18 protein-coding genes and 1 riboswitch are annotated in these 14975 nt (G+C 34.4%); of the genes, 12 read left to right on the top strand and 6 right to left on the bottom strand.

All coding sequences use genetic code 11. The features are described 5' to 3' along the window. The first annotated feature begins 23 nt into the window (after positions 1-23). The 3 genes from metK (at position 24) to HMPREF2603_RS11480 (ending at position 3174) form a co-directional block, all read left to right on the top strand. On the top strand, positions 24-1220 hold the full coding sequence (metK, locus tag HMPREF2603_RS11490) for a methionine adenosyltransferase (protein WP_002481256.1): 1197 nt from the start codon (positions 24-26) through the stop codon (positions 1218-1220). Positions 1221-1316: 96 nt separating this feature from the next. Beyond that, on the top strand, positions 1317-2216 hold the full coding sequence (locus tag HMPREF2603_RS11485) for an NERD domain-containing protein (protein WP_002481255.1): 900 nt from the start codon (positions 1317-1319) through the stop codon (positions 2214-2216). A gap of 121 nt (positions 2217-2337) precedes the next feature. Further along, complete coding sequence (locus HMPREF2603_RS11480) at positions 2338-3174, top strand: aldo/keto reductase (RefSeq protein WP_002481254.1); 837 nt, start codon at positions 2338-2340, stop codon at positions 3172-3174. Positions 3175-3225: 51 nt separating this feature from the next. On the opposite strand, the gene HMPREF2603_RS11475 is transcribed toward HMPREF2603_RS11480, so the two are convergent. The 3 genes from HMPREF2603_RS11475 to HMPREF2603_RS11465 are packed head-to-tail and all read right to left on the bottom strand — an operon-like array spanning position 3226 to position 4312. Next, positions 3226-3579, bottom strand: a complete 354-nt coding sequence (locus HMPREF2603_RS11475) for a fluoride efflux transporter FluC (protein ID WP_060804835.1) — start codon at positions 3577-3579, stop codon at positions 3226-3228. After that, entirely contained in the window at positions 3572-3943 is a 372-nt protein-coding gene (gene crcB, locus HMPREF2603_RS11470; protein ID WP_060804834.1) for a fluoride efflux transporter CrcB, read from the bottom strand. The genes HMPREF2603_RS11475 and crcB overlap by 8 nt, the downstream gene beginning before the upstream one ends. Positions 3944-4003: 60 nt before the next feature. Next, a complete protein-coding gene (locus HMPREF2603_RS11465) occupies positions 4004-4312 on the bottom strand; it encodes a hypothetical protein (RefSeq protein ID WP_060804833.1) in 309 nt (102 codons plus the stop codon). A gap of 187 nt (positions 4313-4499) precedes the next feature. On the opposite strand from HMPREF2603_RS11465, the gene HMPREF2603_RS11460 reads away from it, so the two are divergent. Together HMPREF2603_RS11460 and HMPREF2603_RS11455 are read left to right on the top strand one after the other, a co-directional pair. Beyond that, positions 4500-5216, top strand: a complete 717-nt coding sequence (locus HMPREF2603_RS11460; protein WP_060804832.1) for a transaldolase — start codon at positions 4500-4502, stop codon at positions 5214-5216. Positions 5217-5356: 140 nt separating this feature from the next. Next, positions 5357-5818, top strand: a complete 462-nt coding sequence (locus HMPREF2603_RS11455; protein WP_023016003.1) for a hypothetical protein — start codon at positions 5357-5359, stop codon at positions 5816-5818. Here HMPREF2603_RS11455 and HMPREF2603_RS11450 read toward each other — a convergent pair. Together HMPREF2603_RS11450 and HMPREF2603_RS11445 are read right to left on the bottom strand one after the other, a co-directional pair. Then, positions 5793-6152: a hypothetical protein gene (locus HMPREF2603_RS11450; protein WP_142351512.1), complete on the bottom strand. Its 360-nt coding sequence runs from the start codon at positions 6150-6152 to the stop codon at positions 5793-5795. The genes HMPREF2603_RS11455 and HMPREF2603_RS11450 overlap by 26 nt on opposite strands. 80 nt (positions 6153-6232) lie before the next feature. Beyond that, positions 6233-6619: a hypothetical protein gene (locus HMPREF2603_RS11445; protein ID WP_083278234.1), complete on the bottom strand. Its 387-nt coding sequence runs from the start codon at positions 6617-6619 to the stop codon at positions 6233-6235. A gap of 316 nt (positions 6620-6935) precedes the next feature. Here HMPREF2603_RS11445 and HMPREF2603_RS11440 point away from each other — a divergent pair, with 316 nt between their 5' ends. The 7 genes from HMPREF2603_RS11440 (at position 6936) to ribE (ending at position 13796) form a co-directional block, all read left to right on the top strand. Beyond that, entirely contained in the window at positions 6936-7157 is a 222-nt protein-coding gene (locus HMPREF2603_RS11440) for a hypothetical protein (RefSeq protein ID WP_023016000.1), read from the top strand. 399 nt (positions 7158-7556) lie between these two features. Then, positions 7557-8402 carry a peptidoglycan release complex glucosaminidase SagB gene (locus HMPREF2603_RS11435; RefSeq protein ID WP_002481245.1) on the top strand — a complete coding sequence of 282 codons (846 nt, stop codon included), beginning with the start codon at positions 7557-7559 and terminating at the stop codon, positions 8400-8402. A 141-nt stretch (positions 8403-8543) separates the two neighbouring features. Beyond that, positions 8544-10025: an FAD/NAD(P)-binding protein gene (locus HMPREF2603_RS11430; RefSeq protein ID WP_060804829.1), complete on the top strand. Its 1482-nt coding sequence runs from the start codon at positions 8544-8546 to the stop codon at positions 10023-10025. A gap of 94 nt (positions 10026-10119) precedes the next feature. Next, positions 10120-10256: riboswitch (FMN riboswitch) on the top strand. 162 nt (positions 10257-10418) lie between these two features. Then, a complete protein-coding gene (gene ribD / locus HMPREF2603_RS11425) occupies positions 10419-11468 on the top strand; it encodes a bifunctional diaminohydroxyphosphoribosylaminopyrimidine deaminase/5-amino-6-(5-phosphoribosylamino)uracil reductase RibD (RefSeq protein ID WP_060804828.1) in 1050 nt (349 codons plus the stop codon). A gap of 4 nt (positions 11469-11472) precedes the next feature. Further along, positions 11473-12105: a riboflavin synthase gene (locus HMPREF2603_RS11420; RefSeq protein ID WP_057509781.1), complete on the top strand. Its 633-nt coding sequence runs from the start codon at positions 11473-11475 to the stop codon at positions 12103-12105. Positions 12106-12120: 15 nt separating this feature from the next. Further along, positions 12121-13302, top strand: coding sequence for a bifunctional 3,4-dihydroxy-2-butanone-4-phosphate synthase/GTP cyclohydrolase II (locus HMPREF2603_RS11415; protein WP_023015995.1), 1182 nt, complete (start codon positions 12121-12123; stop codon positions 13300-13302). 32 nt (positions 13303-13334) lie between these two features. Beyond that, positions 13335-13796 (top strand): 6,7-dimethyl-8-ribityllumazine synthase, encoded by a 462-nt coding sequence (ribE, locus tag HMPREF2603_RS11410; protein ID WP_023015994.1) that lies wholly within the window; start codon positions 13335-13337, stop codon positions 13794-13796. Between the two features lie 73 nt (positions 13797-13869). Here ribE and HMPREF2603_RS11405 read toward each other — a convergent pair whose 3' ends face one another. Continuing rightward, complete coding sequence (locus HMPREF2603_RS11405) at positions 13870-14865, bottom strand: proline dehydrogenase family protein (RefSeq protein WP_060804827.1); 996 nt, start codon at positions 14863-14865, stop codon at positions 13870-13872. Positions 14866-14975: the final 110 nt, after the last annotated feature.

Below are 14975 nucleotides of genomic sequence, written 5' to 3'. Positions count from 1 at the left end.
ATCAAAATCAAAAGGAGTCAGTTATGTCGAATAATAGAAAATTGTTTACGTCAGAATCTGTTACAGAAGGGCATCCTGATAAAATAGCGGACCAAATTTCAGACGCTATTCTGGATGAATTATTAAAGAAAGATCCGGATGCAAGAGTAGCTTGCGAAACAGTAGTCACTACGGGAATGGCTATGATTGTCGGAGAAATTTCTACAGCAACTTATGTTGATTTTCCTAAGGTTGTCCGTGATACAGTAGCAGAAATCGGTTATACGAGAGCGAAATATGGTTATGATAGCCAAACAATGGCTGTGATGTCAGCAATTGATGAGCAATCACCAGATATCGCACAAGCAGTAGACACTGCTTTAGAATATAGAAATGAAATTACGGAAGAGGAAATTGAAAGTACAGGTGCAGGTGACCAAGGTTTAATGTTTGGTTATGCGACGAATGAAACAGATACGTATATGCCGACACCTATTTACTTCTCACACCAACTTGCGAAACGTTTATCAGATGTCAGAAAAGATGGTACATTAACTTACTTAAGACCAGACGGTAAAGTACAAGTTACTGTTGAGTATGATGAAAATGATAAACCAGCACGTATTGATACGATTGTTATTTCAACACAACATGCTGAAGATGCTTCATTAGATCAAATTCAACGTGATATCAGAACACATGTGATTGATCCAATCGTACCAGCTGAGCTATTAGATGAAGAAACTAAATTCTTCATTAACCCGACAGGTCGTTTTGTGATTGGCGGACCTCAAGGTGACGCTGGTTTAACAGGACGTAAGATTATTGTAGATACTTATGGTGGTCTTGCACGTCATGGCGGTGGTTGCTTCAGTGGTAAAGATCCTACAAAAGTAGACCGTTCAGCAGCATATGCAGCACGTTATGTGGCTAAAAATATTGTTGCAGCAGGATTAGCAGATAAATGTGAAGTACAACTTGCATACGCTATCGGTGTAGCAGAACCTGTATCTATTTCAATTGATACATTTGGAACTGGTAAAGTTTCTGAAGGACAATTGGTAGAAGCGGTAAGAGCTAACTTTGACTTGCGTCCAGCAGGTATCATTAAAATGTTAGACTTAAAACGTCCTATTTATAAACAAACAGCAGCTTATGGTCACTTTGGCCGTACGGATGTTGCTTTACCATGGGAACGTGTAGATAAAGTAGATGCATTAAAAGAAGCTGTTCAAGCATAACTATACAGTTTTTGAATTTGTGACATTTTATTATCGATACATTCGATATTTTCCTTTATAATTGGGAGTAAGATATGTAAAGGAGCGGAATATGTTATGGGACCATTAGAAATTGGTTTGATTGCAGCAATTGTCGTCGCTGTTATCTTCTTTGTCTTATTCTTAGTTGTCTTAAACAGTAAGAAAAAGGCTAAGTTGAAAGCAGAGGAACAATATGAGGCAAAAGAAAGAAGTATAAAAGAAAATTATGAAGACGAGCTTGAAAAAGAACGCGTCGAACATAAAAAAGCGGTCACAAAACAACGCGCTGATTTCGATGAAACAGTGACAGCAAAAGATCGTGAAATCGATGCGCTGAAGCTCTTCTCGAAAAATCATAGTGAGTATGTGACAGACATGCGTTTAATCGGTATCAGAGATCGTTTGGTTAAAGAAAAACGTATTCGACCAGAAGATATGCATATTATGGCGAATATCTTCTTACCTAAAAATGATTTTAATGCGATTGATCGTATCAGTCATTTAGTCTTAACACGTACAGGCTTATACATTATCGATTCTCAATTACTTAAAGGACATGTTTATAATGGCATCAGTCAAGAACAATTCGGTACATTACCAACCATTGAACAAGTCTTTGATGTGTTGGATTTAGATAAACGTCATCCTCAAACATTAGTGTTAGATGAAAATGATGATAAGCAATCAGCTTCATTTGTAAACTACTCAAATCAATTAAAAGAAGTTGAGCACTTAGCAGATACATTGAAGCGCGAATTGAATTTGAAATATACACCAATGGCATTACTTTATTTCAATCCTAAAAATGAAGGTGCAGTGACAATTTCAAATTACGCACAAACAACAAATACTAAAGTACTAGTTGGACCAGAACAATTAGATGAATACTTTAATAAATTCGTTTTCCATGGACGTATTCAATATAATGTTGAAGACTTACAACGTGTTATGGAAGAAATTGAATCATTTAATTAATACAATATGCACTGTTGACTGTAATTTTACAGTTAGCAGTGCATTTTTAATTCAAAATGTTTTACAGTTTTATTCATTGTGCATAGCATAAAGGTAAAGCAACAATGCAAGGAGAGAGAAAATGAATACATTTACGCTATATAATGGACAAACGATGCCACAATTGGGACTTGGCACATATAGAATTGAAAATAGTGATGAATTAGCACAACGTGTATCATTTGCGATAGAACACGGTTATCGCAGTATAGATACAGCTGCACGCTATGGAAATGAAGAAAAAGTAGGAGAAGGCATTAAAAAGGGTATTCAAGCCGCTGGCATACACCGCTCAGATTTATTCATTACCTCAAAACTATGGTTAGATGATTACGGCAGAATGAATGTAGAAGAAGCTTATCAACGAACTTTAGATAAACTTGATTTAGATTATTTAGATTTATATTTAATGCATTGGCCTGGCTCTAATGAAGAAGAAATGATTGATACATGGAAAGGCATGGAAGATTTATTAAAACAAAATAAAGTTAAAAATATTGGTGTCAGCAACTTTCAACCGCATCATTTAGAAAGTTTGTTGTCACATGCATCGATTAAACCAGTGATTAATCAAATAGAATTTCATCCTTATTTAACACAAAATGATTTAAGGTTGTATCTTAAAGCGCAACGTATTCAAGCAGAAGCTTGGTCACCATTTATGAACGGCGACATCTTAAAAGATGAAACAATTCAAGCTATCGCTGACGAAGTAGAGAAGTCACCTGCGCAAGTTGTATTGAGATGGCATATTCAACATGATGTTATTGTGATTCCTAAATCCATTACACCTTCACGCATTAAAGAAAATATCAACGTGTTTGACTTTGAGCTATCCGACGACCAAATGAAACGTATAGATCTATTAAATCAAAATAAAAGTATAGACGCAGATGTACCATCTTATAAATCATATTAATCAAAAAGAAACGTTACCCTTTACAGTGAGTTGTAAAAGATAACGCTTCTTTTATGCGATAACATAACCGATTAGGCATGCGATAAAGCATAATCCATATTGTAAAAAGCTATACGCAATAAAAAGCATACGTTGTGACTTAGTGGTCAACATATTGGTTAATTCCAGTGATAGGGTAGAGAATGTAGTTAAACCACCTAAAAATCCTACAATAATCAATGGAGACAACCAAGCTTGTGCAATTGCGATACCTGATAGCAAGCTGATTAAGAAACTGCCTACTAAGTTGACAATAAGCGTTGCTATTGGCAGCTGAGTAGATAGTTTTGAACAGTTATTTGTGACAGCTGCACGGACTACAGCGCCTAAACCGCCACCAAGCATTACTAATAAAAGGTTACTCATGACTTAAGGCACCTCCAGCTTTACTACCGATATAGCATACTGCTAAACCAAGAATATAGCTTGAAATCGCGTAGACAAAAAGTAAAATATATTGCTGATGTTCAAACATTTTTACCAGTTCAAATTGAAATGTAGAGAACGTGGTTAATGCACCTAAAAATCCAGTTGTAATTCCTTTTTTGAGTAAAGGATTAGATTTAAAAGTTTGAATCACCAAGGCGGAGACTAAACCCATAAAAAAGGCGCCCGCTAAGTTAGCAATAAAAGTGCCAATCGGAAACCCTTGGCCATGATTTAATTGTGAAAAGATAAATCGCAGCAAGGCACCTAGTGCGCCTCCTACGAACACATATAAATACTGCAAAATATCGCCTCGTCACATTTTTAATATATAAATAATGCTACTGTTATAGTGGGTTGTCAATTAAAATCTAATCATACCAAATGAGATTAAAGAAGTAACGATATGAATAACAATCACTATAAATAAGATGATAGGTAACATTTTACTGGCTTTACGAATCCAATCTGTACGTTCTTTTGAATGTTTAATAGATTTATCTGCTAAAATGATCGCAATAATTAGGATAATTGCATTAACAACACTGCTTGTAATTATTTTTTTCGCAATTGAATGAAACTGCTCGTTTAACAGTGGATTATACATGTTAAAGTTAAAACTGATGATAATAAGGATTATAGTAAGGTAAAAATAAAGTTTTGACCGTGACATGATGACCTCCGTTTCTGTACATTCTTTTATAATATCATAAAATTTTAGAGGGTTGTGGTTTCTTTTTTAAACCTTTATTAACAATTCTGCTGTGAGTTAATCAATCGCGATTTAAACGGGGGAATGTTATAATCAAGTTACTTTAGACAGCATTGAAAGTTAACAGTAATAAGGAGGCACTTATTTTATGGTAAAAGCAGATTTGAATGTAGAAGTATTTGCGGATGGTGCAGATATTGAAGAAATGAAAAAAGCTTACAAAAATAACGAGGTAGACGGTTTCACAACAAACCCGAGCTTAATGGCTAAAGCAGGTGTTACAGATTATAAAGCATTCGCTGAAGAAGCTGTGAAAGAAATTCCAGACGCTTCAATTTCATTTGAAGTATTTGCGGATGATTTAGAAACAATGGAAAAAGAAGCGGAAATTTTAAAACAATATGGTAAAAATGTTTTCGTTAAAATTCCAATTGTGAATACAAAAGGTGAGTCTACAATTCCTTTAATTAAAAGATTATCAGCTGACGGCGTACAATTAAACGTAACTGCAGTATACACTATAGACCAAGTTAAAGAAATTACAGATGCAGTCACAGAAGGTGTTCCAACTTATGTTTCTGTCTTTGCAGGACGTATTGCGGATACTGGTGTGGATCCATTACCACTAATGAAAGAATCTGTAGAAGTAACACATTCTAAAAAAGGCGTAAAATTATTATGGGCAAGTTGCCGTGAATTATTTAATGTCATTCAAGCAGATGAAATCGGTGCAGATATCATCACATGCCCAGCAGGCGTTATCAGCAAAATTCCAAATATCGGCAGAGATATCAATGAATTATCAGTAGATACTGTTGAAGGATTTGCGAAAGATATTCAAAAATCAGGACTTTCAATTCTATAATTAAATGAGAAATCTAGTATCATGATAATTGATTCTAGTATAAAATAAAGGCAGAAATAATCTTTACCAAGGTATCAGTCCTTATCGTAAAGTTATTTCTGCCTCTTTTTAAAATTTTACCGGGCAGGTGTATAGATGTCGTGAAAAAAGAGCAATTTGAAACAAAAGTAAAAAAGCAACTTTGGTTCCTAAATAAGAAAGAAAAAGATCAGTTGAACCAAGTTTTAAAGGATTTAGAAAACGATCAGACTGATACATTAACTTATAAACAGCCTATCAAGTTTTCAAATCAATTTTTAAGAACGCATATCTTTAAAAAGCGTCATCAAGGAACGGCCTCACTATTCTTAATTATTGTTGGGATGCTACTTATCAATGCATTATTACTAGGTTTATTTTTATTTGGTTTACTAACGAGTTTAAGTGTCGTTCAATATTTTGTAAATCCACAAGTCGATTTATCACTTGTACAATTAGCATTAATTCTAATAGGTGGCATTATATCGCTGATCGTCGCAAGTATTTTAATGAAAATCGTTACAGCATTCTTTACAAAAAAGTTGTTAGAAAATCGCTTTAATCAGCGTCATGAAAAGTCATAAAATGTAAGAAGATACATTCTAACCACTTACGATGCACAAACGAGTAATGGGCGTTTACGACTAAATGCACACCATTTTTAAAGATCAGTCTTGTTGTATAGCGTTCTTGTTTTAGACCTATGATTTCCAAACCATTTACAAAGTACTGGATAGGTGCACGTTTATTCTGTATAGGGAATAAAATAGTTTGTTGATTCACGATTAATGGCAAGTGTTTACGAATATTGAGCATTTGTTTCAATTCATATGATGCATATTTAGATTGAGGTGATTCACGTCTTAATAATGCATTCATATAAGATTTTAATGGTACTTTCGTTAAACCATGAAACATGTTGTAAACACATTCTATTTGGAAAGTGTGATGAGGGTAGGAAGTGAAATATAAAATTCTTGGACGTTCACAAACAACCATTATGACATCTCTCCTTTAAGAAAGTGTTTTAAAGGTGCAAGTTTATGGCGAACTTGCATTTGATACTTTCTGATTGTAGTCGCTGACTTATTCATCAAAGTTTGTATTTCGAACTGTTTATAACCACATAATTTTAAATTCAACCACATGCGTTCATAGTCATTAAGCAGCAAGTAATATTCAGATGCGATCAACTGCGTGAGATAATTGTAATCTGAGTAATCACTTGTTTCTTTAATATCGGAGATGATTGCTTGATTACTCTCTTCTAAAACTTTACTTTTCTTTCTAAATAAATCGATGAGATAGTAGTTCAGCCTTTGAAATAAATAACCGCTCATGCTATTATGAATGGACGTATCAAATTGTCGTAATAATGACCACATTTTGATGGATAAAAGTTGGGCATATTCGTCAATATCATACTTAATATTATATCTTTTTTAATAAAGCATAAATGATACCCTGGTGTCGGATGATTAATGTCTCTATGTTCATCACTCCACACTTTCAATCTTTGTACATAACATATTATTTCTGGTTGGTTTGAGTTTAACGAAGCGGATTAATTCTTTCATTTGCTAAATGTACAAAATAGGTGTTAAATAGAAGGGTAGAATTAAATAATTTAACAAAATAAATTGTAGTTTTCGACATAATAAGCATGATTAAACATAATTTACTAATAGATGGGAGGATTCCATGGATTACGCACACTTGAATTTAGAACACTTTTTCGCACGCCATGATGAATTGGATATGATTAAAGATAGTTCAGATTTTGTAATGATTAATAATATGACAAATGAAATGATGTATCGTGATGGCAAAATTGAAGGTACAATCGATTTGAACCGTTACTACTATAAGAATAGATCAGAAGCAGCTAGTTTTATAATTATGGAGTACAAACGTCCGGAATAATTAAAAACGAAAGCTAGTATTCGCCTGTTTATTACAGAAATGTCTGTAGATAAATAGGCTGTTTTTTATTTGAAGGATGTTATTTTGCACGAATCATGTACTGAGGTTATAGAAATGTTATTGAAAGAATACAGCAATATTACATTCTGACTTCAAGCACGTTCTATGGAATAAGATATGATAGAATGGTGGTTGGATAACTCTAAATTGTGATACACTGCAAAAAGTGTTAAGATTTAGAATCAAAACGAAATAATTTTTAAGTGTTATAAAACCGTAGGAACTATGGGGATAGCTCGGTAAGAAATAAATCAGTCATCATGAATGCGCCGAGAAGCTTCAACACCGTGTTACATAGTGTTAAGCAGTTCACTTTAACTTGACCTAAGAGGTGTAATTATGACGAAACACAAGAAAGGCTCTATCTTCGCAATTATAGGGCTGCTTGTTATTTTGGCTGTGACAGGTTATATTTTCTTTTCTATGATTTCCGACCAAATATTGTTTAAACATGTTAAAAAAGAAGAAACAGTTGAACATTTGGACGTAACTCTGAATCAAGCAGCTAAAAAACAAATTAATAACTATACAAGCCAACAAGTTTCCGACAAAAATGATAGATGGCATGATGCTACAGGAACAGAGATCAAGAAAGCCATGGACAGTGAAAAATTTATCGATGATAAAACTCAAAAGTATCAATTCTTAGATTTATCTAAATATCAAGGTATCGATAAAAATAGAATTAAGCGTATGCTTGCTGACAGACCTACATTATTAGCACATACTGAAGACTTTATTCATGCAGCTAAAAAACGACAAGTAAATGAAGTATACTTAATTTCACATGCTATCTTGGAAACAGGTGCTGTAAAAAGTGAATTATCAAAAGGTGTAGAAATTGATGGTAAAAAATACTACAACTTCTATGGTGTCGGCGCATTAGATGAAGACCCGATTAAAACGGGTGCTGAATATGCGAAAAAACATGGTTGGGATACACCAGAAAAAGCGATTGATGGTGGTGCAGAATTTATTCATAAGCACTTCTTATCAAATCCAGATCAAAATACGTTATATAGTATGAGATGGAATCCTAAGAATCCTGGTGAACACCAATATGCAACAGATATCAAATGGGCAGAAAGCAACGCATCACTTATTGCAGATTTCTATAAAAAGATTAATACTGAAGGTAAATACTACAAGCTATTTGTTTATAAAGATGACAAAGAACATCAATAATAATTTAATATAATATATAGTTTAAAGCGAAATGATTAAATGAATGTGATTTAATTGTTTCGCTTTATTTTTGTTTGTTGCATAATAGAAGGTGAAGCAATAAACAGGGTAGTTATGTAGGAAGAGTAGGAGGTTATTTGTATGCGTGTTGCAATAATCGGAATGGGCACTGCAGGTGTCAGTATTTTAAGACAATTAGAACAGCACCCATATTTCAAAGAACTAGACATTGATGTTTATGACAATGCTAAAAATATGGGACAAGGTGTACCATTTCAAAATGACAGCTCACAATTACTAATTAATTTACCAAGTAAGGATATGTCATTAAATTCTAAAGATCAGGAAGAGTTCTATCATTGGTATCAACAACAAAATGAATTTAAATTTGAGAATGCGACTTATTTACCAAGATTTGTCTTTGGACATTATATGAAAAGTTACCTCGATAAATTTAATGACATGTATGACAATATTCATATTATTACTGAAAAAGCGACTGAAATGTACTTGGAAAAAGGTTTTGAAAAAGATGCGCATATTCAATACTTTATTTGTACCAATCATGAACAAGAGGCATGTCGTCAATATGACTATGTCTTTTTGACAGTCGGTACGATGGCTTATCATGACCCATACCAGTTAAAAGGATTAAAAGGATTTATTAAATCACCTTATCCCACATATGAAACATTAAATACAGTGGAAGATACGGATGATATCGCAGTAATCGGAACAGGTTTATCTAGTCTTGATGTTATTCGTTATGTTGTGAAGCATCATCCTAACTTACCATTGACGGCTGTGAGTCGACGTGGAGAGTTGCCAAGTGTCAGAGGAGAAATGCCAGAAATTACATTAAAGTATCTAACTAAAGAAAACTTTAATCAGATTATTAAATCTCATTTTGGTGTAGTTCCACTAGAGACTGCTATTCATCTCTTTAAGCAAGAGTGTGAGGATTTGAATATCCCGCTTCAACAGCTTATCAATCGGAAAGTCGGCGACCCAATTAAAGATTTAAAATATGATTTAGCTCACCCAGAAATATTAGGTGTATTCCAAAGTTTATTAGAAACGATAAAAGAAAATATGAACTGGATTTGGAATAGTTTAAGCATTGAAGATCAAAGGGAGTTTATGAAACGCTACATGCCGATTTTAAAAGCGAATTCCAACCCAATGCCGCCACGCACAGCACGTTTGCTTATAGAAGAGATAGAAGCGGGACACTTGTTAATCAAAAAAGATTTAGAAAAAGTTGTACAAGAAAATGATACCTTTGTTTTCAAATATAAAGATTCAAACGAAACTGAACAATATAATGTTGTGATTAATGCGACTGGACCTAGAACACAATTAAAAGATTTAGATGAAGATGACGGCTTTTTAATTGATATTACGAATAGACAAATTGTGCAAGCGCATCCGATGGGCGGCATTCAAATTGTGCCTGAAACAAATCAAGTCATCAGCCCGAGATACGGAACACTGCCACACTTAATTGCGATTGGTCAGATTACCAACGGCATCAACCAAGCACGAAATGGTGTCAATATGATTGTGCGTCAATCTGTACAAGCGGTTAATAGTTTATATGAATTTCATTCGGAGAATAGATAATCATTAAGTAATAATTATTGTCAGTTAAATTAAAATAAGCTATGATAAATATATGAGCAAAGTATTGCTCGTTCGATTCAGAAACAATTTCATAATATTCTTTCGGGGCAGGGTGCAATTCCCAACCGGCAGTAAAAACATAAGCCTGCGACCTGTACTCTATTTTAGAGTATGGCTGATCTAGTGTGAATCTAGAGCCGACAGTGAAAGTCTGGATGGGAGAAAGAATCAAGACGTCATTAAATATGATTTAAAACGCGTATTTAAGTGAAGTCTAGTTTGTGTTAGCAATTTTTAACATGGGTGGACTCTGTTTAAATACGGTGATGATACATTTTTCCGTTGCCTCTTTAGTTAGGTGACGGAATTTTTTTATTTTAATGAGGTGATTGTTTGAATCGATTTTTACAAAATGCGATTGCATTAGCAAAAATGGCTGAAGGCCAAACGGGTGTGAACCCTGCCGTTGGTTCTGTCGTGGTTAAAGATGGCAGAATTGTCGGTTTGGGTGCGCATTTAAAACAAGGTGAACGACATGCGGAAGTACAAGCCTTAGATATGGCAGGTGCAGATGCAGAAGGCGCAACGATTTATGTTTCGCTTGAACCTTGCACACACTTTGGTTCTACACCGCCTTGCGTCAATAAAATCATTGAAGCAGGTATTTCAAAAGTTGTATATGCGATGAAAGATATAACTTTAGATTCACCTGGTGATGAGATTTTAACTGAAGCAGGTATAGAAGTGGAATATCAGCATGATGCACAAGCAGAAGCTATGTATACAGATTTTTTCAAAGCTAAACAAGCACAGATACCTGAAGTAACTTTAAAGGTTAGTGTCAGTTTAGATGGAAAGCAAGCGACAGATAACGGTCAAAGTAAGTGGATTACAAATCCAGGTGTGAAACAGGATGTGTTTAAACATCGAGCAAGACATGATGCTATTCTAACCGGTGCAGGTACTGTACAAGCTGACAATCCGAGTTTAACGGTAAGGTTAGAAGGAGAAAGACAGCCTGTACGTGTGGTGTTAGCGAGAAGCGGTCATTTGGATTTCACACAAACTTTATTTACTGATCAACAGACACCTGTGCTTGTGTATACAGAAAATACACAATTAAAAACAAAAGAGCATGGGTCTAATATTCAAATCATTGTATTAGATGATTGTTCTATTGAAACTATTTTAAAAGATTTATATCAAAGAGGTATCGGCTCAGTCTATGTAGAAGCTGGACCTAAAGTGACTTCACAATTTCTCCAATCACAGTGTGTCCAAACACTGATTATTTACTACGCCCCGAAAGTAATTGGAGGTTCTGGCAAGTATCAGTTTTATCAAACTGACAATGTACTTCCTTTAGAAAAAACTCCTCAATTTGAAATTGACCATTCTGAAATCATCGATCAAAATATCAAAGTTGTATTAAGAAAGAAGTGATTTCATGTTTACCGGTATTGTAGAAGAAATCGGTACGGTTGATCGCCTTGTGACAGAACAAAATGTCATAAAACTCTCGATAGCATGTGAAACAATTTTAGAAGATATGCATATCGGCGATTCAATCAGTGTCAATGGTGCATGTTTAACAGTAACTTCCTTTAATCAGAAATCCTTTGATGTGAATGTTATCAAAGGTACAGAAAATAAAACGTATCTCAATCAACTGACTAAAGGCAGCTCGGTCAATCTTGAACGTGCTATGCCGAGTCAGGGCAGATTTGGCGGCCATTTTGTGTTAGGTCATGTCGATGAAGTCGGAAAAGTCCTAAAAATCAGACCGTCATCTAATTCTAATATCATGACCATACAATGTCCTAAATCTATTACTGACCAAATGGTTCAACAAGGTTCAATCACGGTTGATGGAACAAGTTTAACGATTTTCAGATTAGCAGAAGGCCAATTTGATATTCATTTAATTCCAGAAACAAAACGCGCAACGATTTTAGGTCAAAAGCGTGTCGGTGATACCGTGCATTTGGAAGCGGATATGTTATTCAAATATGTACAAAAAGCAATTTCAAATCAAAATACTGAATTAACGCCAGATAAATTAGCGCAATTCGGATTCTAAGAGGAGTGTTCAGAAATGCAATTTGATGATATCGAAAGTGCAGTTGAAGCACTAAAACAAGGTGAAAGTATTATTGTTGTGGATAATGAAGACCGAGAAAATGAAGGGGACTTAGTAGCTGTAACGGAATTGATGAATGAAAATACAGTCAATTTTATGGCACGAGAAGCACGTGGTTTAATTTGTGCACCTCTAGCTCCTTCTATCGCACGCTCATTAAATTTAGAGCCGATGGTTAAAGATAACAGTGATGCATTTGGTACAGCATTTACTGAAAGTATTGATCATATCGATACTACGACAGGTATCAGCGCTGCTGAGAGAATGCTGACAGCTAAAGCTTTGATTAATGATGAGAGTACAAGTGCAGATTTTAATAGACCAGGTCATTTATTTCCATTGATTGCTAGAATCGGCGGGGTTCTAGTACGTCCAGGACATACGGAAGCGGCTGTAGATTTAGCAAGTATGACAGGTTCAAAACCAGCAGGTCTTATTTGTGAAATCATGAATGAAGACGGCACAATGGCTAAAGGTGAGCAACTCCAAGCATTTAAAGAAAAACATCAATTAAAAATGATTACTATTGAATCTTTAATTCATTACCGTAAATTGCATGAACAGCACATGCATGCAAAAGCTAAAGTAAAATTACCTACAGATTTCGGTACATTTGATATGTATGGATTTGAATCAGATTATTCACATGATGAAATTGTAGCAATTGTTAAAGGTGACATTCAAAACGTTGAAAATGTACGTATTCATTCATCTTGTCTGACAGGTGATATTTTCCATAGTCAACGTTGTGACTGTGGTGCTCAATTAGAAGCAGCAATGAAATACATCGATGAACACGACGGTATGGTGATTTACTTACCACAAGAAGGTCGAGGCATTGGCTTAATTAATAAACTGAAAGCCTATGAACTGATTGAACAAGGTCACGATACAGTCACTGCAAATTTAGCATTAGGTTTTGAAGAAGATTTACGAGATTATTATCATGCTGCTGAAATTTTAAAACACTTCGGCATTGAAAAAGTGAACTTGTTAAGTAATAACCCAGAAAAATTCAAAGGGTTAAAACATTATGGTATTGAAGTTGAAAAGCGAATTGAACTGATTGTACCTGAATGTAGTCACAATCATGATTATATGCAAACGAAAAAAGAAAAAATGGGACACATGATTTAATAAATTTTAACGATATTATTGGAGGAATTAACATGAACTTTGAAGGTAAACTATTAGGTAAAGATTTAAAAATCGGTATTGTTGTGAGTCGTTTTAATGATTTTATTACAGGTCGCTTATTAGAAGGGGCTAAAGATGTATTAGTTCGTCATGAAGTAGAAAATGATAATATTGATGTAGCATTTGTACCAGGTGCATTTGAAATTCCACTAGCTGCTAAAAAATTAGCAGAAACAAATAAGTATGATGCAGTGATTACATTAGGTTGTGTCATTCGCGGAGCAACATCTCATTATGATTATGTATGTAATGAAGTTGCAAAAGGCGTATCAAAAGTGAGTGATACAGCAGGCTTGCCAGTAATCTTCGGTGTACTAACAACTGAGACAATTGAACAAGCAATCGAACGAGCAGGTACAAAAGCAGGCAATAAAGGTGCAGAATCAGCAATGGCTGCAATTGAAATGGCAAACTTATTAAAATCAATTCAATAAGTGTTTTTGAATTAAAAATAACAGACAAAAGGCAAGGCCGATAGTGGTCTTGCCTTTTTCATGAATACAGTATTTACTTGCGTTTCTTTAAGCCTTTGAGACCGAAACTTAAACCAATAATTGCGGCAATTGCGCCAGCGCCTACAGCAAGTGTTTTAGGTTTCACAAATTCTTTGACAGCTAAATTTAAATTTTGCGGACGTTCAGCTAAACGTCGCATAAAGTATCCGAACCAATCTTCGCCAAATGGAACATAGATACAGAAATGATAACCGTCTTCGGCAATTTCATAAGCTAACTCTGAACGGAAACCATACAACATTTGAAATTCGAAATTATCACAATCTATGTTGTTCTCTTTAACGAATTTTTTAACATGATCAATGATTTTGTGGTCATGTGTAGCGATAGATGTAAAATTCTTCGCACTTTTCAGTCTTTTTTCGATAAGCTTAATGTAATTCTCATCGATGTCCTCTTTAGTTTGGTAGGCGATAGACGCATTTTCTTTATAAGCACCTTTGACTAAACGTAATCGAATGTGCGGGTAATTTTCAATCATATTGTCGGCTGAATATAAATAAGCTTGAACTACTGTTCCGATGTTATCATAATCTTTTGATAATTCATCCAATACGTAGAGGATATTTGATAAGCCTGCATATTTCTCGGTATCAATATTGATATGAATATTACCAAGTGACTTTCCTTTTTCTACAATTTCTCTTAAGTTCTGTTCTGCCAAATGTACATCGAACTCTGCGCCTAATTGACTGATTTTAAGAGAAATATGTGCGTCTAAATTGTTGTCGTAAATTGCTTGTAGTACAGTTAAAATAATTTTCTTTTCTTTAATACTTTGTTCTTTTGAATCTACAAATTCACCAAGACAATCGACAGTCACCGTAATCCCCTTATCATTAAGTGTTTGGATTGTCTTAATAACTTCATCAATCGAGTTACCAACAACTACTTTACTGGCACCTAACATAGGTCCGTATTTTCGTGCTGCTTGGTTCAAAAAAGTGTTATTTGATAAACTGATAAAAAAATCTTTGACTAATGGCATGTAAATTCCTCCCATACAACTCTGTTAAAAATAGTGTATCATGTTTCATAAATGTATGAAAACGTTAACAATATACAAATATACTTATTTATTTATAAATAACACTAATA

Source organism: Staphylococcus sp. HMSC055C03, assembly GCF_001809385.1.
GTDB classification, from domain to species: domain Bacteria; phylum Bacillota; class Bacilli; order Staphylococcales; family Staphylococcaceae; genus Staphylococcus; species Staphylococcus simulans.
Note: the sequence above shows the minus strand (reverse complement) of the source record. Positions and strands in the feature narration are given on the sequence as shown.